The following is a 23803-nucleotide window of genomic DNA, read 5'->3' as shown; positions in this document are numbered from 1 at the left end:
TTTAACAAATTATTTATTTAACTTAAATAATACTTTATGATAATTACGCAGGATTATAAATATCAATAAAAGCAACATCTAAATTATATGTTTTATGTAACCACTTACCTAAAGATTTGATTCCATCTCTTTCACTACAATAGTGTCCAATAGAAAAAAAATGGATACCTAATTCTTTGGCAATATATATTGTTTCTTCAGACACTTCACCGGTTAAAAAAGCATCAATTCCATATTTATATGCTTGTTTAATAAAATTTTGACCTTTCCCACTGCACCATGCTATGTGCTGAATATAATCTGGAGCGTTTTTATAAAAATGCGTAGGTTTTTTTTTAAAAGTTTTTTCTATCGTTTTTGAAAACTCAAAACCACTTATTTTAGATGGCAAATCACCCCATAAAACGTATGGTAGGATTTCACCTTTTATAGAAATATTTAATTTTTTAGCAATTTGTACATTGTTACCTAATTCTGGATGAATATCTAATGGTAAATGCCAGCTATATAAATTGATATTATGAGTAAGTATAGTTTTTAACCTATTTTTTTGTATATTATGAATATATTTTGATTCTTTACCCCAAAAAAGCCCATGATGAACAATAATAGTATTAGCTTGATAATGTAAAGCTGCATCTAATAAATCTTGACAAATACTAACGCCTGTAATAATTTTGTTAATTATTTTATCTCCTTCTACTTGCAATCCATTCGGTACTATATCTTCACTCTGATTATTGAATAATTTATTATTAATAATTTTTTCTAAAATAAAATTTTCCATATATTTAATCTTTGTTTTTGTTATAAAATGATTTAGCTAATTTATATTCTAATAAAAATTTTTGTTTGCTATTTTGATAGTTTACAATTGGTTTTGGATAATCTATTTGACACTTACTTTTAATTATCCATTCATATGGATTATGAATATAATTATTTGGTACTATTTTAAGTGAAGGTAAATATTTTTTTATAAAAGCACCTGATTTATCAAAAATTTCAGATTGACGTGACGGATGAAAAACACGTATATAAGATGTCGAATCACTACCAATTGAAGCAGACCATTGCCATCCTCCATTATTTAATGCATAATCGCCATCAATTAAATGAGACATAAAATATTTTTCACCATATCTCCAATTGATTAAAAGATTTTTTACTAAAAAACTTGCTGTAATCATTCTTAATCTATTATGCATCCATCCTATTTGATATAATTGCTTCATAGCTGCATCTACAATCGGAAAACCAGTTTCTCCATTTTTCCAAGAATTCAAATAATTTATATTATTTGACCAATTTATTTTTTTTTCCCATTTAAATAATGATTGAGATTTACTAAGCATAGGAAAATTAATTAGTAAATGATAATAAAATTCACGCCATATTATTTCATTTATCCAAGGCGTATGAAGTGTATCAATCAAAGGTTTTTTTTTATATTTTTTAAATAGAATTTGTAAACAATATCTTATAGATATTATTCCAAGAGATAAATATGGAGAAAGCATACTTGTGCCATTCAAAGATGGAAAGTTTCTTTTTACCAAATAATCTTCAATTTTATAAGTGTAAAAAAATTTTAGTTTTTTGATAGCTTCTTTTTCTCCAATAGGAAATAAATTTTGATTAAAATTTATATGAAAATTTTTAGAAAAATATATTCGATCTATATTATTTTTATTACACAAAATTCTTTTTTTAGGAATAGGAAAACATATAGGAACATTTTCTGATAAATAATTTATTATTGTATGTTTAAAAAAATAAAATTTTTTATAAGGTTGACCATTTTTATTTTTTATTTTATTAGGATTTATTAAAAGATTGTCGTGAAAACCTTTTATAGAAATACCTTGCATAGATAATTTTTGTGTTATTAAATAATCTCTATCTTTTTCATTCGATTCATATTGGTAATTATAAAATAAACTATTAACTTTATGTTTTCCGCAAAAATAAAATAAATATTCTATAGAACTTAAAAAATCAGTGCATTCATAATAATATAAAATAATATTTAATTTTAATAATTCTTTTTTTAGGGATATTAAATTTTGATAAATAAAAGATATTTTTTTAACAGAAACAAAGTGTTTTTTCCATTGTTTTGGAGTAGAAATAAATAAACATATCACTTCATCTATATTAGATAAACATGCATTATGTAAAGCTGTATTATCATGTATTCGAAGATCATTTCGAAACCACATTAGATTTTTATTCATTATTTTTACTTTTAAATTTTTATATTTATAATACACAACATATTGTAATTTTTATTGAAAATTTTAATTGTTTTTTTAAAATCAATATATTAATAAATGATAGATGAAACATTTTTAAAATTTATTCATTATAATTGAAATTCAAATAAATTTATAAAAATTTTAATAAATTTAATATATGTCATTTGATAATTTTTTTAAAAATAGTTTTGAATTTATATATTTATATTAAAATTGATTTTTAAAAAAATTTTAAAATAAGCCTTATTTGAATATATGGAGAAAAATATGGAAAAAATAGGTATTTTTTTTGGTAGCGATACTGGTAATACAGAAAAAATAGCAAAAAAAATGCATCAAGAAATTGGTAAAAATAACTCTGTTTTATATGATATTAGCAATTCTTCTAAAAAAGATATAGAAAGTTTTAATAATTTAATTTTTGGAATACCTACTTGGTATTATGGCGAAGTACAATGTGATTGGGATGATTTTTTACCTATTTTAAAAAAAATAAATTTTTTAAACAAAAAAATCGCTCTTTTTGGATGTGGCGACCAAGAAGATTACAGTGAATATTTTTGTGATGCATTAAGTGTAGTATATAAAATTATCAAACAAAATAAAGCACAAATAATTGGTGAATGGTCGACAAAAGGATATGATTTTACTACTTCTAAAGCTTTATTAAATAAAGATTATTTTATAGGTTTAACTTTAGATGAAGATCGTCAATCAGATCAAACGAAAGATCGTATAAAAAAATGGATAAAAAATATTATCTTAAAATTTTATTAAAAATTATCAATATTTTTTAGAAAATTTAAAGTTTATTTATCATTTATGAGATAAAACAATATTATTATTAAAATAAATTTACTCGATTTATCACAAGAAAAAATAAAAAATATCGTATAATTTTTTATAAAAAAATATTTTATTTAAAATATTTAATTTAAGCTTAAATTTTAAAAATACTAATTTATTAAAAATTTTTTATTTAATTTAAAAAAATATGTAATTAAACAATTTTTATTGAAATCATTTAATTCAAATAAGATAAGGAAATTGGTATATCTAGTTTTTTATTTTGAATAGATAATAAAATATTTAAATATAATCATAATAAACAATAACTAATTTTTAAACAAAATAATTCAATTCATAATATTTTTAACAGAAATGTATTTAAATACAATTGTTTTATAACTGATCAATTTAATAGTTTTAATGAATATAACACATTTCATAAAAACACATTAAAATAGCTTTTAATAATACGAATATTATATCTTAAAATATTAGAAAAAATCTAAAATAACTCGTATAGGAGGTTTTTATAAGTGATAATATTTTTTTTATTAAATTAACTAAGGTAATAAAAAAATCATTGTTGCTATTTTATAGATTTTCAGCACGCAGTATTAAGTAAAAACTTAATACTGCTATTTCATAAATTATAAATATAATATTATTTTTCAGCAACTAATGTAACCAAATCTAAAACTTTACTAGAATAACCAGTTTCATTATCATACCAAGAAATTAGTTTAGCGAAATTTTTATTTAATGATAAACTTGCTTTAATGTCAAATATTGAAGTTAATTCCTCTCCATTAAAATCTGAAGATACTGCATCATTTTCTGTATATCCTAAAATTCCCTTCATTTCTTCTGTTGATGCCTTCTTAATTACAGAACATATTTCTTCATATGTTGCTGATTTTTCATAACGAACTGTTAAATCTACAACAGATACATTAGGTGTAGGAATGCGAAATGCTATACCTGTTAGTTTTCCATTTAAATTTGGTAAAACTTTCCCTACGGCAAGAGCTGCACCAGTTGAAGAAGGAATGATATTTTGAAAAACTCCCCTTCCTCCTCTCCAATCTTTATTCGAAGGTCCATCAACAACTTTTTGAGTAGCAGTAGCTGCGTGAACAGTAGTCATCAAGCCTTCAATAATATTAAAATTATCATCTATTACTTTTGATAAAGGAGCTAAACAATTAGTTGTACAAGATGCATTAGATACAATTTTTTCACCTTTATATTTATCAAAATTAGCTCCTCTAACAAACATTGGAATATTATCTTTCGATGGGCCAGTTATTACAACTTTTTTAGAGCCAGCTAAAATATGTTGATAAGCGGTTTCTTCAGTTAAAAAAAGACCTGTAGATTCAATTACTACATCAATTGATAAATTATCCCACATTAATTTTTTAGGATCTTTTATTGCAGTGATTCTAATAGTTTTTCCATTAACAATAATACTCTGATTTTGTACTTCAATTTTTTGTTTAAAAATACCATGTGTAGAATCATATTTTAACATGTAAGCTATATATTTAGGATCCATCAAATCATTTATTGCTACAATTTCAATGTTTTTACGTTTTTGGGCTAACCGAAATAAAACACGCCCAATACGACCAAATCCATTTATTCCTACTTTAATAGTCATAATTTCACCGTTTTTTTATGAATAAATTAATGTTACATTTACAAAAATTTTAATTAAAAATGTTGCTGAATAATTTTACAAAACTAAAATTTTTTTAACATCTTACTAGGATCTATTTTTGAAGCGTAATATGCTGGATACCAATTTGTAATAATTCCTATTATTATAGTACTAATAAAAATGATAATTATATCTGATAAATTTAGCTGTAATAATAAAAAATTATGATAATAAATATTGTTTACTAATAAGTTATTACTAAAATTTTTTTCTAAAAAAAACATAATTTTTTCACTGTTTAAAACAGTTATAATTCCAGATATTAAACCAATTAAACTTCCTATAAAAATAGAACGAAATCCATAATATAAAAAAATTAATTGGATTAACATATTATTTGCACCTATACTACGTAAAATAGAAATATCTTTTATTTTTTTAGAAATAGATAGTAAAGAGATGGATATAACACCAAATGTAGAAATAATTATTAGTAAAAACAATAGAACATATATTATCATTTTAATTTTTTTAATATCATCATATATATATTTATAATCTTTTATCCAAGTATATAAAAAAATAGGAATGTTAATTTTTTTAGCTACATCTAAAATAATTTTGTTAGCCTCTAAAGGAGTAGACATGTATAATTCAATAGTATTAATATTATTTTCTATATTAAAATTATTTTTAAAAAAAGAAAAAGGAATTAATCCTATATTATCGTTTGAAATACCATTAGAATGAAATATAGACTTAATTTGAAAAGAAAAAATTTTTATTTTATTTAACTGAAAGGAAAACTTATTATCCAAAATAATTAGATTAATCCAATCTCCTTTTTTGGCTAATAAATCTTTACACAAAGAAGAAGAAAGAATTATTTGATTTTTTTTAAAATTATTTAACTTTAATAACTGATTATTTTGTGCTTGAAAAGAAAAATATTTTTTTATATATTTTATTTTTTTAAAGCTTTTAATATTTAAAAATTTAATTTTATTTTTTTTTAATAACACTCCATTCATTAAAATATATGGTTCGGAATAATCAATTCCTGATATACAATTAATTTGTTTTATAATTTTTTTCCAATAAAAAAATGGATGATTTGTTGATTTTATAATACCATGAGGCAAAGATGATAAAATATTTTTATTAATTAATATTTTAAAACCATTTAAAGCACTAATACTTATTATTAATATAAAAACGCTAATAGAAACTCCTATTTTAGACAAAATAGAAATTAAAAACATTGTGTGATTCTTATTATTTTGAAAATACAATCGTTTTGAAATAAAAAAAGGTAAAAAATTCATTTAATGTTTTTATATTTTAGCTGACCATTTTTTATTTCAAATAAAACATCTACTTTTTTTGAAAAAAAAAGATCATGCGTTACAATTAAAAAAGAAGTATTTAAATTACTATTTAGTTCAAATATTAAATCAAAAATTTTTTTTGAATGATAAGAGTCTAAATGACTAGTGGGTTCATCCGCTATTATTAACTTTGGTTTATTAATAAAAGCGCGAGCAATAGCTACGCGTTGTCTTTCGCCGCCAGACAGCTCAGATGGATATTTATAAATTTTTTTTTCTAAATTTACTTTTATTAACATTTCATGTGCGTCTTCTTTTGCTTGTTCAATGTTTTTATTATTAATAAGTAATGGCATAGCAACATTTTCTAGAATATTAAAATCTAAAAGTAAATGATGAAATTGATATATAAATCCTAAATTTAAATTTCTTAATTTAGCTATTTGATTAGATGAAAGTGAATTTAACGGTATACCATCAAATACAATAGTGCCAGAAGTAGGTTTTTCTAAACCACTAATTAAGTGTAAAAAAGTACTTTTTCCCGATCCTGATTTTCCAACAATAACTGCGATATGACTTTTGTTGAGATAAAATGATGTTTCTTTTAGAATATGAACGTTTTTTATACCATCTTGATAAGATTTAGTTAGATTGATACACTTTAAAATTATGTTATTCATTAGATAAAATTTTAGAAGGTGTTAATTTAGTAATATTCCAAGCGGGATATAATGTAGATAAAACAGAAATTAATATAAATGTAATATTAACTAAAAAAATTTGAAATGGAAAAATGTTTATTTGAATATCAGTATTATTAAAAACCGAATGTATTAACGAATTTAAAATATTTTTTTGAAAAATTAATACAAAACTAATTAGCATTCCAAATAAATTTCCAACAATAGCGGTGCTAGCTCCTAATGTAATAAAAATTAACATAATTTTTTTACGACACAATCCTTGTGTTTTTAAGATTGCAATAATGTTTTGTTTTTCTACTATACTTACTGTTAAAGTAATAACTACATTAATTCCTACAACTAATAAAATTGAAATTAAAAAAAATAATATAATATATTTTTCAGTATTAAACGCTCTAAATAATTCATTGTGTTTTAGTTTCCAATCTAAAAAAAGTAAATTATTTTTGTTTATTTGCATTGTATTTATATCAAAAGAAAATGGGTTTTTTAACCAAATTCTCCAACCAGTAATATAATTTTGATGGTAATTTAAAAAATTTAAAGCAACTTTACTATGCATTAATATTTGATAATTATCAATTTCATTTTTGGTATAAAATATATTAGTTACTTTAAATGTTTGGTTATTTAAAAGATTTTTCAAAAAATGTTTTTTATTACTAGGAAAAACGATTAATTTAATTATATCGTTAATGTTAATATTTAATTTTTCTGCTAATTTTTTTCCAATAATAATATTATTTTCGTTAGATTTGAACATGTGTAAATTATTCAGGACATTATAGTCTTTAAAAACATTATAATTTTTTTCTTTAAAAGAAATAATTTCACCTATAGTTATGTTTTCTTTATTTTGAATGAAAACTTTACTACTAATAAAACTAGATATTTTTTGAATATTTTTTGATTTTAAAATATTTTTAGGAAATTTTTTTTCATTAATACAATAATCTCGATTAGTAATAATTATATGAGGTATAAATGATAAAATATTTTTTTTAAATTCATTTTGAAATCCATTAAATAAGGCTACTGTAATAATAATAGACGCTACGCCAATACTAATACCTATAATAGATAAAAAAGTAATAATTTTTTTAAAACTTGTTAAACGAGAATTCCATAAATAACGTAAACCAATAAATATATATACAGGCTTATACATTAATAATATCTTTTATAGTTGAAATATTTTGTAATATTTTTTCATTAATAAATCAATTTTTAATAAAAAATAAATCAATTAAATAAAAATTATATTTTATCATAATTAAAAAACATTTTTAAATATAAAAAAGTATTAAAATTTAAATAATGTGTTGAATGATAAAATATTTTTTTTAAAATCAACTAATTATGATGTGTTTATTTTAAAAATTTTAATATTATTATTATTTTAATTTATAAAAATAAATTACATTTTATGTTTTAAAATATTTTTAATATTAAAGAAATTTAATCTTTACAACCATTTTCATTGAAAATTATTTATTAAAAATATTTTAATTATTATTTATAACGCATTGATTAATAAATATAATTTTAAAAATTTTTAAAATTTTACAAATATATTTTATTAAAAAAAGCAATAATTTTAAAATAATTAAATTCAATTTTAATTAAAAAATTTTCATTTTATTTTAAAAATATTCTACTATGAAAATATTCTTACAAAATATAGAAAACGAAAGTTCTTTTAATTATAAATATAAAGAATTACCCAATTTTTTTAAAAAAAATACAACGGAAAAGAATTTTAATAAAATTTTTTCTTTTTTATATAATTTTTCAGGAAAAGTTATTTTTTTTATAACAAAAAAAGAATGTTTAATAACAATTTTAAAATTTTTAAATTTAAGAAATATTTATCCTAAATATATAAAAAGTTTTTATGATATTAATAATAAGAATAATTTTTTTTATATTATAGGGAATTTATATAATAGTTTTATAGATACTAAAAAAAATTTTTTATTTGTTTCTACACAAGAAATATTTAACATTTTAAATAATACAAATATTTCATCAAATAATAATAAATGTTTATATCAATTAAAAATCAATGATCTTATTATACATATACAACACGGAATTGGAAAATACAAAGGATTAACTACAATAAAAACTGCAAGTTTTGAATCTGAATATCTAATAATTTTATATGCAGAAGAAAATAAATTATATGTTCCTATTTCATATTTACATCTTGTTTCTCCATATGTTGGAAACTTAGAAAAAAACATTGCTTTAGATAAATTGGGAAATGACAGATGGGATAAAGAAAAAGGAAAGATTACTAAAAATTTATGTGATTATGCCGCAGCTTTATTAAAAATTTATGCCAATAGATTATCTCAAAAAGGTTTTTCATTTAAAATAAATGAAAAAGAATATGATCTTTTTTGCAAAAATTTTCCGTTTAAAACAACTTCAGATCAAGAACTTGCTATAAAATCTGTTTTAAATGATATGTATAAAAATATTCCTATGGATAGATTGATTTGTGGTGATGTAGGTGTTGGAAAAACAGAAGTAGCTATGCGTGCAGCTTTTATATGTATATCAAATCAAAAACAAGTTGTTGTTTTAGTCCCGACAACATTATTAGCAGAACAACATTTTAATAATTTTTTAAAACGATTTTATAATTGGTCTTTAAATATAGAGATATTATCTAGATTTAGAAATGAAAAAGAAAAAGAAAAAATTTTAAAAAATATTGAAATTGGAAAAATTAATATATTAATAGGTACTCATAAAATTTTATTTGAAAATATTCAATGGTATAATCTAGGTCTATTAATTATCGATGAAGAACATCGATTTGGTGTAGTTCATAAAGAAATAATTAAAAAAAAATATTCTCATATTGATATATTAACTTTAACTGCCACACCAATTCCTCGTACATTAAATATGGCGATGAGTGGTATAAAAGACTTATCTATTATATCCAATCCTCCCGAAGAAAGAAAAAAAATACAAACTTTTATAGAAGAATATAATCCTAATTTAATAAAAAAAGCAATTTCAAAAGAAATCTCTCGAGGTGGACAAGTATATTATGTATACAATAAGGTTCGAGGAATTTATGATATAGCTTCTAGATTATTTAATTTAGTTCCTTATGCAAAAATCAAAGTTGGTCATGGTAAAATGAATCATATTGAGTTACAAAGTATAATGAATGAATTTTATCAAAATCGTTTTAATATATTAGTTTGTACAACCATTATAGAAAGTGGAATTGATATACCTAAAGCAAATACTATTATTGTTGAGAATTCAGATCATTTTGGATTATCTCAATTACATCAACTTAGAGGTAGAATTGGACGGTCTAATCATCAAGGATATGCTTTTTTTATCGTTAACAATTTAAAAAAAATTACATTAGATGCAAAAAAAAGACTAGATGCAATTGCTCTTACAAATAATTTTGGAAGCGGATTTAATTTATCTAATAGAGATTTAGAAATAAGAGGAATAGGAGAATTACTTGGAAAAGAGCAGAGTGGACATATAAATGGTATAGGAATTAATTTATATATGAAGCTATTAAATAAAACTATTAAACTTTTTCAAAAAGGAGAAAAAACAATATTATTAGAAAATTTAATTAAAAAATCAAATATTGAACTTCATGCACCTTCGTTATTACCAAATAATTATATCTCAGATATAAATCAAAGATTATTTTTTTACGAAAAAATTGAAAATGCTATTAGTGAAAAAGAAATTAAAAAAATATATTTTGAAATTTTAAGTCAATTTGGAAAATTGCCAATATTTGCGGAAAATTTATTTTTAATTGCTAAAATCAAATTATTAGCAAAAAAAATTTGTATTTCACATATTAAATCTAATCGAAATATAGGAATTATAAAATTTAATAAAAATAGCTTAATTAATATGAAATATTTACTTTCAATTTTTCAAAAAGAACCTCATCTTTGGAAAATGATTAATTCAACTAAAATAAAATTTGTTCATAATTTTCAAAATGATTTTTTACGTTTAAATTGGATTTTTCATTTATTAAAAAATTTAAAACTTTCAGACAATTAAAATCGATTTAAAAAAATTCAAGATTTAATTATAAATACAATATTTATTGTATATTTAAATATATATAGAAAGGAAATATATGAAACAAATTGTTTATATTGCTAATTCCATGAGTCAAGATATAGAAATTTGGGATTTGTATCAAAATGGAAATATGCAACTCATTCAAAAAATTGAAACTGATGGTCAAGTACAACCAATAAATTTAATTAAAGATAAAAATTTATTATATGCTGGTGTTCGTCCTGACAACCGTATACTTGTATATACTATAGAAGAAAATGGAATGTTGAAAAAAAACAGCCAAATCTACATCCCCGGAAGCCCTAATTATATTTCTTTTTGCTCTCATAAAAAATTTTTGTTTTGTAGTTCATACCATCATAACTCTTTAAGTGTTATACCTTTAAATAAATATGGAATACCTCAGGATCCAATACAAATTATCTATAATATTAAGGGTTGTCATAGTGCATTATTTAATACTAAATATAACATGTTATTTATAACTTCATTGAAAGAAGATTGTATTTATTTATATTATTTAACAAAATATGGTATATTGAAAAGTACAGAACAAAAATTTATTCAAACTAAAATTAATTCTGGTCCACGTCATATTGTATTTCATCCTAATAATCAAGATTTTATTTATACTATAAATGAATTAAATGGTACTGTAGATGTTTGGAAAATATATATTCATCAAAATGAGGCAAAGGTAAAAAATATACAAAATATTTCCATAATAAATAATGTGATGTGTAATACATATTGGTCTGCTGATATTCATCTGACATCATGCGGTAGTTTTTTATATGTTTCTGATAGAACATTAAATTCTATTTCGTTATTTCACGTCAATCAAATCGATGGTACAATTGTATTTATTAATATTTATTTTACAGAAACACAACCTCGAACATTTTGTATTGATGAAGATAACAAATATATGATAGTAGCCGGTCAAAAATCTAATAAATTTAGTTTATATAGTATTCATAAAAAAAATGGAGATTTGAAAAAAATTCATACGTATTCTACGGGAAAAGAACCATTATGGACAATGATCTGTAAAATTTAAATAAGTTTAAATAAATAAAGTATTTTCATTCAAAGACTGTGTAATAACTTTGATAAGTTTTTTTAAATTATTTATACTGATGATATATGGTGGGACAATATAAATTAATTTTTTAAAAGGTCTTATCCAAACACCATTTTTTACAAAAAATTTTTGTATCCGCTCTAAATTAACGTGTTGTTTACATTCAACTACACCTATAGCACCTAAAACACGAACATCAATAACCCTAGGATGATGAAGTAAAGGTAATAAATTTTTAAATAGTTCTTTTTCAATATTAATAATTTGTTTTTTCCATTCGTTTTTTTCTAATATTTTTATATTAGCATAAGCCACAGAGCACGCGAGTGGATTACCCATATAAGTTGGTCCATGCATAAAACAGCCAATATCACTATTACTGATAACATCAGCAATGTTTCGAGAGGTGATAGTTGCTGCTAATGTTATTGTTCCACCAGTCATTGCTTTTCCTATACATAATATATCAGGAGTGACATTGGCATGTTGAAATGCAAAAAATTTTCCAGTTCTACCAAATCCTGTGGCAATCTCATCAAAAACTAATGGAATTTTATACAATTTACATAATTTTTCAACTTTTTTTAGAAACATAGGATGATAAAACTTCATACCTCCAACACCTTGAACTATCGGCTCTAATATTACGCCAGCTATATTGAATCTATTTTTTTCTATGATTTTTTGAAACGATATAATATCATTAGAATTCCATTCTTCATTAAAATTGGAAATAGGAGGATTTGCAAATAAATTTTTTGGCAAAAATTGATTATATATTTTATGTATGGAATTTTCTGGATCGGAAATAGACATAGCACCAAAAGTATCACCATGATATGAATTTTTAATAGTTAATATCTGAGTTCTATTTTCCCCTAAGGATTGCCAATATTGTATTAACATTTTTATTGCTACTTCAATAGCTATTGAACCAGAATCCGATAGAAAAACACAATCTAATTTTTCTGGAGTTAATTGAATTAATTTTCTACATAATAGAATAGCAGGCGGATGACTTATACCTCCAAACATAACATGAGACATTTTTTTTATTTGTTTTTTTAAAGCTTTATTTAGTATAGGATGATTGTATCCATGTATGGCAGACCACCATGAAGACATTCCATCTATTATGTTTTTTCCATTTTTTAATTTTAAATATACTCCTTTTGCTGATATTACAGGATGACAAAAAAGTGGATTAATAATAGAAGAATATGGATGCCAAATATGTTTATGATCAAATAATATATCAGATTGACTCATTATAATTTATGTATAAAAATATTGAATACTTTATTATAAGGGTTTAATTAAATAAAATCATATTTTTTTGGAGATTATATGAAAGAAAAATGGACTCTTAAAAAGACAAAAATATTATTTGAAAAACCTTTTTTTGATCTTATTTTTGAGGCTCAAAAGAAACATCGAGAACATTTCGATCCAAATAAAATACAAATTAGCACATTATTATCTATTAAGACGGGAGCATGTCCAGAAGATTGTAAATATTGCCCACAAAGTGCTAGATATAAAACAGGATTAAAAAAAGAACCGTTATTAGAATTAAAACAAATTTTAAAATCTGCAAAGCAAGCAAAATCTTCAGGTTCTACTCGTTTTTGTATGGGTGCAGCATGGAAAAATCCAAATGAAAAAGATATTCCATATTTAGAAAAAATTATCAAAGAAGTAAAAAAAATAGGTATGGAAACTTGCATGACTTTAGGATCAATTAACAGTATTCAAGCAAAAAAACTATCAAATGCTGGTTTAGATTATTACAATCACAATTTAGATACATCTGCTAATTTTTATAAGAATATTATTACAACAAGAACATTCGAAGATCGTTTAAAAACTTTAGAAGTAGTTCGTGATGCTGGAATGAAAGTATGTTCTGGAGGAATTATCGGATTAGGAGAGCAAAAAAAAGATAGAATGGAGTTATTGATTCAATTATCCAATCTTCCAATACAACCTGAAAGTGTTCCAATAAACATGTTAGTTAAAATTCCAGGAACTCCGATGGAAAACAACATAGATGTTGAACCGTTTGATTTCATTAGGGTTATAGCAGCTACTCGTATAATGTTACCCAAATCTTATATTCGATTATCCGCAGGTCGAAAAAATATGAATGATCAAACACAAGCCATGTGTTTTATGGCGGGAGCAAATTCTATTTTTTATGGATGTAAATTATTAACTTCAAATAATCCAAAAAAAGAAAGTGATTTAATGCTATTCAAAAAGTTAAATATATTTCCTGAACATAAAAAACAGCATGCAAAGGAATTAAATGATTTTAATTTGATGAATGTAAAAATAAATAAAGAAAAATATTATAATGCTGCAATTTAAGAATATTTTTGGAAAATTTTAAATGATATTAAATTTAAACAAATTGAATAAATAATAAACTATTATATTTTTTGTATTTATTAAGTGATAAAATACACAGGATAACTGGTTTAAGTTACTTTATTTTTAATATATTATATATATATTTAATATTTTTAAAAATTTCTTGTATTTTAAACAAATAAATTATATTTTAATAAATTAATGATAATAAAAAAATTTTTTGTTACTGGAACTGACACAAATATAGGAAAAACTACCATAAGTAGTATTTTATTAAAAAAAGCAAAGAATTATGGTTATAAAACAGCTGGATATAAACCCATATCTTCAGGAATGAAAAAATATAAAAATATAGCTTCTCATCTTTCAAATAATAAATATCAATTAATTAATCAAGATGCTTATATTTTACAAAAAAATAGTTCTATTTATTTAACTTATAAAGAAATTAACCCAATTTCATTTTTAGAAAGTGCCCCACCTAATATATTAAGTTTGATTAATGGTAAAGAGATAAAAATAAAAAATTTATCCTCAGGTTTAAAAAAAATTTCTTTAAAATCTAATTGGATTTTAATTGAAGGTGCTGGTGGATGGTTTACACCTATATCAAATAAATATACTTTTTCAGATTGGGTGAAAATAGAAAAATTCAAAGTTATTTTAATTGTAGGTATAAAACTGGGTTGTATTAATCATGCTATTTTAACTGAACAATCTATTCTTTCTAATAAATTAACATGTGTAGGATGGATTGCTAATAATATTTATCCAAAAAATAAATACACTTCATATTATATCCAAACTTTGTTAAGTTATATTAAATCACCGTTATTAGGAATTGTTCCTTATTTAAAAAATACAGATCAAATAAATATTGATAAAATTAAAATTAAATTACCTACATAAAATATGTTCTGACGTAATTAATATTATGTTTAACAAAGATGGATATATTATAAAATTTACATATAAACAGGATATTCAGAACAAAGTTTTAAAACTTGACTTTTTATTTCAAAAATATTTTTTGTATTTTGAATATCGTTCAAAATATTTATAATCCAATATGCAACTTGGGATACTTCTGATTCTTTAAACCCTCTTCTTGTTACAGCAGGTGTTCCAATACGTATTCCAGAAGTAATAAACGGACTTTTAGTATCATTTGGAATTGTATTTTTATTAACAGTAATATTAGCTTTTCCTAAAGCAATATCGGCATCTTTTCCTGTAATTTTTTTATTAGTTAAATTTATTAAAAATAAATGATTAAAAGTATTTCCTGAAATTATTTCATATCTTTCTTTTAAAAATATTTCAACCATGATCCTAGCATTCTTTAATATTTGTTTTTGATATGTTCTAAAACTGGGTTCTAAAGATTCTTTAAAAGCAACTGCTTTTGCTGCAATTACATGCATAAGTGGTCCGCCTTGACCACCCGGAAAAACAGATAAATCTAATCGATTATAAAAAATATCAGTTCCATTTTTAGCTAGAATAAGACCACCCCTCGGTCCTGCTAATGTTTTATGTGTAGTGCTCGTTACAACATGCGCATAATCTATCGGATTAGGATAAAGTTTTGCGGCAATTAACCCCGCTACATGGGATATGTCAACAACTAAATAAGCGTTAACTTCATCTGCAATATTACGCATTTTACACCAATCACAAATCCCAGAATATGCTGAAAAACCACCAATTATCATTTTAGGTTTATGTTTTTTAGCTAATTCAGACATTTCTTTATAATTAATTTCTCCATTTTGATCAATTCCGTATGTTATTGATTGATATAATTTTCCTGAAAAATTCACGGAAGCACCATGTGTTAAATGTCCTCCATGAGTTAAATTCAATCCTAAAATTACATCCCCAGGCATTAATAGCGCTGTGTAAACAGCAAAATTAGCTTGAGACCCTGAATGAGGTTGAACATTTGCATAGTCAGCATTAAATATTTTTTTTGCACGATCAATAGCTAATTGTTCTATAATATCTACATTTTCACAACCACCATAATAACGTTTTCCAGGATAACCTTCTGCATATTTATTAGTTAATTGAGATCCTTGTGCTTGCATTACATAAGTGCTAGTATAATTTTCTGATGCAATTAACTCTATATGATTTTCTTGTCGGTTTCGCTCTTGATGCATAGCTGTCCATAATTCCGGATCGTATTTTTTAAAATCACTGCTTTTATTAAACATACTTTTCCCAAATTAAAAATTATAATAAATGGTCAAAATAATTAATTTTTAATAAAGAATTAATTTCTAAAAATATCACTAATTTTAAGCATTAATTCATTTTTTAAAAGATAAAATTCTTTTTTTGTTTCTAGTTCTTTTATCAAATAACATTGTTTTTTGATTTCGTTGGATCCTATTAAAATAACAATACGAGACAATGATTCAATAGCGTGTTTAATTTTTTTTGAAAGACTCAGATTTGAAAAACTTACAAATATTTTCAGTTCAGAATATATATCTCTTATTTCTTCTGATAAATTTATAGCATGAATTTTATTTTCTTCTCCTATAAAGATAATATAAATATTAATTTTTTCTACTTTAGACGTAATATTTAATGATTTTATTAATAAAATTAAACGTTCAATTCCTATAGCAAATCCTATTGCTGGTTTTTTTTCCCCTCCTAATTCTTGAATTAAAGCGTTATATCTTCCTCCTGCGCAAATAGTGTTATGTGATGATTCTATCTGATTACTTTTCCATTCAAATACAGTATCATTATAATAATCTAATCCCCGTATTAAATTAGGATTATATTTATATTTAATACCGTATAAATCGATCATATTACATAAATTATTAAATTGTCCTAATGATTCTTTATTAATAAAATTAATTAATAATGGAGCTTGTTTTAATAAATTTTGAACATTTAAATTTTTAGAGTCTAAAATTCGAAATGGATTAGAATATAAACGTTCTTTAGATTGTTTATCTAAAAAAGATTTATTTTTTTCAAGAAATGAAACAAGTTGTTTTTGATATTCTAAACGATCTAATTTCGAACCAATAGAATTTATTTCTAAAAACATATAAAAATTAATACCAAGTATTTTCCATAAACGATGAGTTAATAAAATTATTTCCAAGTCAATGTCTATTGTACTTAAACCAAAAACTTCTGCACCTAATTGATAAAATTGACGATACCGACCTTTTTGAGGGCGTTCATACCGAAACATAGGCCCTAAATACCAGAATTTTAATTTTTTTTTATTTAATAGATTATTTTGTATTATAGCTCGTACGCAACCTACAGTCCCCTCAGGTCGTAAAGTTAAACTATTTCCTTTTCTATCGGTAAATGAGTACATTTCTTTTTCTATAATATCTGTAACGTCACCAATAGCTCTTTGAAAAATTTCTGTTTTTTCTAATATAGGAAGCTTGATTTCTTCGTAAGAATAGTTATTTAATACTTGTTTAAAACTTTTTTCTAATCTATGCCAAATATCTACGTCTTCATCAAAATAATCATGCATTCCTCTAATTGAATTAATTTTTTTATTCACTCTCGTCTCTTGTTATATAAATATATTTGAAAATTTTTAATATTTAAATATTATTTTTATTTATAATTTTGATTTTTTTAATTTCACTTGATTTTTTTCGAATATACATTTCTAATTCTTCTACTATATTTTTATTACTAATTTTGTTTTTTTGACGTATTCCATCTTTATATAGTCCACTTGTTTTATATCCACCAGTAACTCCTAGAGTAGACATTTTAGCTTCTCCTATGCCGTTTACAACACATCCGATAATAGAAACATTCATGAAAGTATCAATATCTTCTAGTCGTTTTTCCAATTCTTCTACTACTTGAATCACATCAAATTCTTGCCGTGAACAGGTAGGACATGCAATAAAATTAATTCCTCGAAATCTAATTCCCAAAACTTTTAAAATATCATAACCTACCTTTACCTCTTCAATAGGATCAGCTGCTAAAGAAATTCTAAGAGTATCTCCAATACCACTTGATAATAATGAATAAATTCCAATAGACGATTTAACTGTTCCATTTCGTAAACTTCCTGATTCTGTTATCCCAATATGTATTGGCTGTGTAATTTTTTTTGATAATATTTTATTAGCTTTAACTGCAGAAAAAACATCTGATGCTTTTACACTAACTTTAAATTGATTAAAGTTTAAACTATCTAAATATTCTATATGTCTTATCGCAGACTCTACTAAAGCTTTTGGTACTGGAGATTTATATTTATGTAGTATATCACTTTCCAGCGAACCAGAATTAACACCAATTCTAATTGGAATATTATTATATTTCGCACAACTAACTACTTCATTAATCTTTCTTTTTTTACCGATGTTGCCAGGGTTGATTCTTAAACAATCAGCACCATATTTTATGGATTTAATAGCTAATCTATAATCAAAATGTATATCTGCTATTAATGGAATATTTGTTTTTTTTTTGATTATTTTAAAAGCTTCCGCTGCTTCTTCTGTTGGCACAGAAACTCTTACGATATCAACTCCTACTTTTTTCAATTGATTAATTTGGTTAATTGTATTTTCAATATCTGTTGTTTTTGTATTTGTCATAGATTGTACAGAAATTGGTGCATTATTTCCAATAGGTACATTTCCTACATAAATACGATCAGATTTTCTTCTCTTAATAGTTTTGTATTTATTCATTTTATTATATTATCTTGTTAAGATTAGAAGAAGTTTCTAATATTAAATTATAATTCATTAAAGAATATGTAAATTAATATATTATTTTAAGTTTATAAATGATTTTTTAATGCGATTAATTATATTTCCTGTTAATTGACCACAAGCAGCATTAATATCTTTTCCTCGATTTTTTCGAATTGTTGTATTAAATCCCTTTTGTCTTAAAATATTTGCAAAAATATTAATTTTACTTGGAGTACTAGATATAAAATTTGAATTTTTGAAAGAATTCCAAGGAATAAGATTTATTTTGCTAGGTATTTTTTTTAAAATATAAGCTAATTCTTTAGCGTTGACAATTGAATCATTAATATTTTGAAGCATTACGTATTCTATAGTAACTCCATTTCGATTTGCATTAGAATGTTTTAAATATTTAGATACTGAGTTTAAAAGTGGTTCAATATTATATTTTTTATTAATGGGCATAATAAGATTTCTAATATAATTATTAGAAGCATGTAAAGAAATTGCTAAATTAATATCAATTTTTTGATTTAATTTATCAATTGCTGGTATAATTCCTGAAGTTGATAAAGTAATACGACGTTTAGATAATCCAAAACCATTTTTATTTAAAATAATTTTTAATGCTGTAACAACATTATTAAAATTTAATAATGGTTCCCCCATTCCCATGAATACTATATTAGTTAATTTTTTGTTTTTTAATTTTTTTTTAGCTTGTAAAATTTGAGAAATAATTTCAGAAACTGTTAAATTTCTATTAAATCCTTGCTTGCCTGTAGCACAAAAATCACATTTTAAAGCACAACCAATTTGTGATGAAATACAAAGAGTAGATCTTTTTAATTCTGGTATGTAAACTGTTTCTATTTTCTGATTCTGTAAAGATGTAATCCATTTTATAGTGCCATCCGAGGATATTTTTTCTTCGGAAAAATTCGATATACTTATACAAGAAATTTGATGTAGTTTTTTTCTAATATTTTTACTAATATTTAACATTTTATTAAAATCATAACAGTTATGATTATAAATCCACTTCATTATTTGTTCAGCAGTAAAATTTTTAGCCCCAATAGATGCTAAAAATGATTGAATTTTTTTAGGACTTAAATTTAGCAAATTTAACTTAGAATTAAAAATATTTAAATCAATATTTGTATTCATTTTTTGATATCCAATTAAAAATAATTATTAAAATAACTTTAATTAATCTTTAATTGTTATAACATAAAGTAATTTAAAATATTTAAAATATTAAATATATTTAAATTATGATATTATTATTTTTTATAAAACATATTTTAAAACAAATATATTATTTTTTTAAATTTAGGAGAATTTAATGCACCCTATGTTAAACATTGCAATTCGAGCAATTCGTAAAGGAGGGAATATTATTGCGCAAAATTATGATGCTCAAAAGTTTATTAGAGAAGATTTTGAAAAAAAACAATATTTTATTAAAAAAGTAATGTATAAAACATATCAAGTAATTAGTGAAATTATTTATAAATATTATCCAAACCATATTATTATTCAAAAAAATACTAATTATACAATCACTGATAAAAAAATTTTATGGATTATTAATGAACTAGATGGAAAAAAAAATTTTATTAAAAATTTTCCACATTTTTGTATATCAATAGCGGTGATAATAAAAAAAAATACAGAAATTTCGGTAATATATGATCCAATAAAAAATGATTTATTTACATCTGTTAGAGGTCAGGGTTCCCAATTAAATGGATATCGAACTCGATGTACTAATCTAAATGCTCTAAGTGACACCACAATATCAACAAATTTAACATTTCAAAATATACAATCGCAATCTTATTTTAAGATATATCAAAAGTTAATTTTATCTGGTATTTCATTTAGATGCACTGGCTCAACTTTATTAGATTTAGCATATGTATCTTCCGGTAAAATAGATTGCTTAATTATCAATTATAGTTTATTAAATGTTACCAATTTTATTGCAGGACAATTACAAGCTCGTGAATCTGGATGTTTAACAAGCGATTTTCAAGAAAAAAGCATTAATTGTATTTTAAATTTTACTAGTAGCCCTAAATTTATTAAATCTATTACTGAAAAAATTCGTGAATGTTACATTTCAACAACATAATAGTAATATAATTATATTGTTTATGATTTATTATAAATACACCATTTATTTTTAATAAAAAATGCTGACCATCCTGTAAATTTACCTTCTTTTTTAGAAGCTATATATTGTGTTTTATTTAGTTTGTCAAAACAAACTAACACTTTATTTCCTTCTTCATCTATTTTTGGAGCATCAGCTAAATAATGCAATTTTTCAGGCAATAAATGTTTAAATTGAGCTAATTCTTCTATAAAAGGAGATCTAGTTTCTCTTGATTTCGGGAAAGTATTAGCAGCAAAAAATATACCAGATATTCCTTCTCTTAATACAAACCATGCATTGGATTTAGAACACATTATATCCGGAAATGGAATCGGTTCTAATTTTGGTTTTGATATTTCACCATTAGGTAATATTTTTCGTGTATTTTTGCATACCGTGTTAGAACATATAAAAAATTTTCCAAATTTTCCTATTTTTAACACCATATTGCATTTACATTTGTCACAATATAATTTTTTAGATAAATAAACTGGACTTTCAAACTTACCTTTTTCGATATAATATATTGTGCATATAGGACTATTTTCACAAATATAAATTTTTAAATTTTTATTGATCAAATAACTATCCATGATAGTATTGCATTTTTCACATTTTTTTTTAAGTTCTTTTGTATTAATACAATTTTTTTTAGTTAAATCAATATCATTTAATGCAATTAAATTTATAGTATTTTTACAACGTTCTTTAGATGTTAAATTATATCCTGAACAACTTAAAAAAACACCTGTAATAGCTGTTTTTATACCCATTTTTTTATTACAATCAGAACAATGTAAATCTGTTAAAATAGTAATATTATTTATCATTCCGCCTTCTTCTGAAGGTTTTTTTGCTTGTTCAAATTGTCTTAAGAAATTTTCAAAAAACATATTAAGCACATTTTTCCAAGAAATTTTATTGGAAGATATTTGATCAAGTTTTTTTTCCATACGTGCAGTAAAGTTATAGTCAACTAAATCAGCAAAATATTTTTTTAATTGAGTAATAAGAACTTCGCCAATTTTGGTAGCATAAAACTTGTTTTGTTTAACTTTTAAATATCCTTTATCTTTGATTTTTGTTATTATACTTGCATAAGTAGAAGGTCGTCCAATGCCTTTTTTTTCTAACTCTCGAACTAATGATGCCTCATTAAATCTTGGAGATGGTTTTGTAAACATCTGATTTGGTATAATTTTTTCTATGAATAAAATATTATCTATTTTAAAATCTGAGATATTATATTTAATTAATTCTGTTTTTTTAAATATCTTTGTCCAACCTTTAAAAAGTGTTATATTTCTAGACGATTTTAACTTAAATTGATCTGTTACTACTTTTATTGTAATAGATTGATATTTTTCTGGCTTCATTTGACAGGCTATAAATTGTTTCCAAATTAATTGATACAACTTAATAGCATCAGCATGTATTTTGTTTTTATTAATAATAGTTAATTCTACATCTGTAGGGCGTATTGCTTCATGTGCTTCTTGAGAATTTTTTTTATTCAAATATATATTTGGTTTTTTAGGCAAAAAATCAATACTATAATTATTTTTTATGTAATTTCTTGCTTTTTTAATTGCATTACCACTTAAAAAACAAGAATCAGTTCTCATATAAGTTATATATCCTTCTTCATATAATTTTTGAGCTAAAAACATAGTTTTTTTTACACTAAATCCTAAATTGAGGCTGGAGGATTGTTGTAAAGTCGATGTAATAAAAGGAGCGAGTGGTTTTCTATATAAAATTTTATTTTTTTGATCAGTAATAGAAAAAGATTGTTTTTTAAGTTTTTTAATTATTTCTTTTACTTCTGCTTTACTATTTAAAATAAGTTTTTTATTTTTATAATGTGTTACTTCCAGAGTAATATTTTTCTTTTCAGATGACATTAAGATAACATTTAATTTCCAATATTCTTTTGGTATAAAATTTCTTATTTCATTTTCCCGTTCTACAACAATTCTTAGGGCTACGGACTGTACTCGTCCAGCAGATAAACCTCTGCAAATTTTTTTCCATAATAAAGGAGAAATCATATACCCTACAATTCGATCCATAAATCTCCGAGCTTGCTGCGCATAAACTCGATACATGTTAATCTGGCCGATATTTTGAAAAGCTTTATCAATTGCATGCTGAGTTATTTCATTAAACACTACACGTACAAATTTCGAAGAATCTCCTCCAATAACTTCTTTCAAATGCCAAGCTATTGCTTCTCCTTCTCTATCTAAATCTGTAGCAAGATATATTCGGTTAACTTGATTTGCAATATTTTTTAATTCATTAATAATTTTTTCTTTTCCAGGCAAAATATGATATTGAAAATTCCAATTTTTATATGGATCAATTCCCATTTGCTGAATTAATCGTTCTTTTTCATAATTTTTCGAGTAAGAATTTTGAGTGCTTTTCCTTTTTTTAGACTGATTGCTGGATAAGTCTCGAATATGACCAACACTAGATTTTACTATATAATTATCACCTAAATATTGATTTATAGTTTTTGCTTTAACTGGTGATTCAACTATAACTAGAGATTTATACATGATTTTAACCCAATGAATAATATAAATATCGTATGTTATTATTTAATTTAAATTTACATG

At 23.0% G+C, this 23803-nt stretch carries 18 protein-coding genes; 6 read left to right on the top strand and 12 right to left on the bottom strand.

Features of this window, described 5'->3' with window-relative positions:
• Positions 1–43: 43 nt before the first annotated feature.
• Together RJT32_RS01510 and phrB are read right to left on the bottom strand one after the other, a co-directional pair.
• Positions 44–787, bottom strand: a complete 744-nt coding sequence (locus RJT32_RS01510) for a Nif3-like dinuclear metal center hexameric protein (protein WP_343153993.1) — start codon at positions 785–787, stop codon at positions 44–46.
• 4 nt (positions 788–791) lie between these two features.
• The gene (phrB, locus tag RJT32_RS01505) at positions 792–2237 is read right to left on the bottom strand and encodes a deoxyribodipyrimidine photo-lyase (RefSeq protein ID WP_343153992.1); all 1446 of its coding nucleotides are present in this window, start codon (positions 2235–2237) and stop codon (positions 792–794) included.
• 288 nt (positions 2238–2525) lie between these two features.
• Here phrB and fldA point away from each other — a divergent pair, with 288 nt between their 5' ends.
• Positions 2526–3035, top strand: a complete 510-nt coding sequence (gene fldA, locus RJT32_RS01500; RefSeq protein ID WP_343153991.1) for a flavodoxin FldA — start codon at positions 2526–2528, stop codon at positions 3033–3035.
• Positions 3036–3708: 673 nt separating this feature from the next.
• On the opposite strand, the gene gap is transcribed toward fldA, so the two are convergent.
• The 4 genes from gap to RJT32_RS01480 form a co-directional block, all read right to left on the bottom strand.
• Positions 3709–4707 carry a type I glyceraldehyde-3-phosphate dehydrogenase gene (gene gap / locus RJT32_RS01495; RefSeq protein WP_343153990.1) on the bottom strand — a complete coding sequence of 333 codons (999 nt, stop codon included), beginning with the start codon at positions 4705–4707 and terminating at the stop codon, positions 3709–3711.
• Positions 4708–4790: 83 nt separating this feature from the next.
• Positions 4791–5969, bottom strand: a complete 1179-nt coding sequence (locus RJT32_RS01490) for an FtsX-like permease family protein (RefSeq protein WP_343153989.1) — start codon at positions 5967–5969, stop codon at positions 4791–4793.
• Between the two features lie 59 nt (positions 5970–6028).
• Positions 6029–6718 carry a lipoprotein-releasing ABC transporter ATP-binding protein LolD gene (gene lolD, locus RJT32_RS01485; protein ID WP_343153988.1) on the bottom strand — a complete coding sequence of 230 codons (690 nt, stop codon included), beginning with the start codon at positions 6716–6718 and terminating at the stop codon, positions 6029–6031.
• Positions 6711–7910, bottom strand: a complete 1200-nt coding sequence (locus RJT32_RS01480; protein ID WP_343153987.1) for an ABC transporter permease — start codon at positions 7908–7910, stop codon at positions 6711–6713. Before RJT32_RS01480 ends, lolD begins: the two co-directional genes overlap by 8 nt.
• A gap of 491 nt (positions 7911–8401) precedes the next feature.
• Here RJT32_RS01480 and mfd point away from each other — a divergent pair, with 491 nt between their 5' ends.
• Together mfd and pgl are read left to right on the top strand one after the other, a co-directional pair.
• On the top strand, positions 8402–10813 hold the full coding sequence (mfd, locus tag RJT32_RS01475) for a transcription-repair coupling factor (RefSeq protein WP_343153986.1): 2412 nt from the start codon (positions 8402–8404) through the stop codon (positions 10811–10813).
• 79 nt (positions 10814–10892) lie between these two features.
• Positions 10893–11897 (top strand): 6-phosphogluconolactonase, encoded by a 1005-nt coding sequence (pgl, locus tag RJT32_RS01470; protein WP_343153985.1) that lies wholly within the window; start codon positions 10893–10895, stop codon positions 11895–11897.
• Between the two features lie 6 nt (positions 11898–11903).
• Here the strand turns inward: pgl and bioA are convergent, their stop codons facing one another.
• On the bottom strand, positions 11904–13190 hold the full coding sequence (bioA, locus tag RJT32_RS01465) for an adenosylmethionine--8-amino-7-oxononanoate transaminase (RefSeq protein ID WP_343153984.1): 1287 nt from the start codon (positions 13188–13190) through the stop codon (positions 11904–11906).
• 78 nt (positions 13191–13268) lie between these two features.
• Here bioA and bioB point away from each other — a divergent pair, with 78 nt between their 5' ends.
• Together bioB and bioD are read left to right on the top strand one after the other, a co-directional pair.
• Entirely contained in the window at positions 13269–14291 is a 1023-nt protein-coding gene (bioB, locus tag RJT32_RS01460; RefSeq protein ID WP_428994353.1) for a biotin synthase BioB, read from the top strand.
• A 204-nt stretch (positions 14292–14495) separates the two neighbouring features.
• Positions 14496–15203 (top strand): dethiobiotin synthase, encoded by a 708-nt coding sequence (gene bioD / locus RJT32_RS01455; protein WP_428994352.1) that lies wholly within the window; start codon positions 14496–14498, stop codon positions 15201–15203.
• A gap of 56 nt (positions 15204–15259) precedes the next feature.
• On the opposite strand, the gene glyA is transcribed toward bioD, so the two are convergent.
• From glyA to rlmN, 4 genes are all read right to left on the bottom strand, one after another.
• Positions 15260–16513, bottom strand: a complete 1254-nt coding sequence (gene glyA / locus RJT32_RS01450) for a serine hydroxymethyltransferase (protein ID WP_343154514.1) — start codon at positions 16511–16513, stop codon at positions 15260–15262.
• Positions 16514–16572: 59 nt separating this feature from the next.
• Entirely contained in the window at positions 16573–17850 is a 1278-nt protein-coding gene (gene hisS, locus RJT32_RS01445) for a histidine--tRNA ligase (protein ID WP_343154513.1), read from the bottom strand.
• 43 nt (positions 17851–17893) lie between these two features.
• Positions 17894–19009, bottom strand: coding sequence for a flavodoxin-dependent (E)-4-hydroxy-3-methylbut-2-enyl-diphosphate synthase (gene ispG, locus RJT32_RS01440; protein WP_343154512.1), 1116 nt, complete (start codon positions 19007–19009; stop codon positions 17894–17896).
• 81 nt (positions 19010–19090) lie between these two features.
• Complete coding sequence (gene rlmN / locus RJT32_RS01435; RefSeq protein WP_343154511.1) at positions 19091–20185, bottom strand: 23S rRNA (adenine(2503)-C(2))-methyltransferase RlmN; 1095 nt, start codon at positions 20183–20185, stop codon at positions 19091–19093.
• 178 nt (positions 20186–20363) lie between these two features.
• On the opposite strand from rlmN, the gene RJT32_RS01430 reads away from it, so the two are divergent.
• Positions 20364–21155: an inositol monophosphatase family protein gene (locus RJT32_RS01430; protein WP_343154510.1), complete on the top strand. Its 792-nt coding sequence runs from the start codon at positions 20364–20366 to the stop codon at positions 21153–21155.
• Between the two features lie 20 nt (positions 21156–21175).
• Here RJT32_RS01430 and topA read toward each other — a convergent pair whose 3' ends face one another.
• The gene (gene topA / locus RJT32_RS01425; RefSeq protein ID WP_343154509.1) at positions 21176–23743 is read right to left on the bottom strand and encodes a type I DNA topoisomerase; all 2568 of its coding nucleotides are present in this window, start codon (positions 23741–23743) and stop codon (positions 21176–21178) included.
• Positions 23744–23803 lie beyond the last annotated feature (60 nt).

Source organism: Buchnera aphidicola (Aphis aurantii) (genome assembly GCF_039388985.1).
Classification (GTDB): Bacteria; Pseudomonadota; Gammaproteobacteria; order Enterobacterales; family Enterobacteriaceae; genus Buchnera; species Buchnera aphidicola_BL.
The sequence above is the reverse complement of the archived record's forward strand: the minus strand, read 5'-3'. Positions and strand labels throughout refer to the sequence as shown.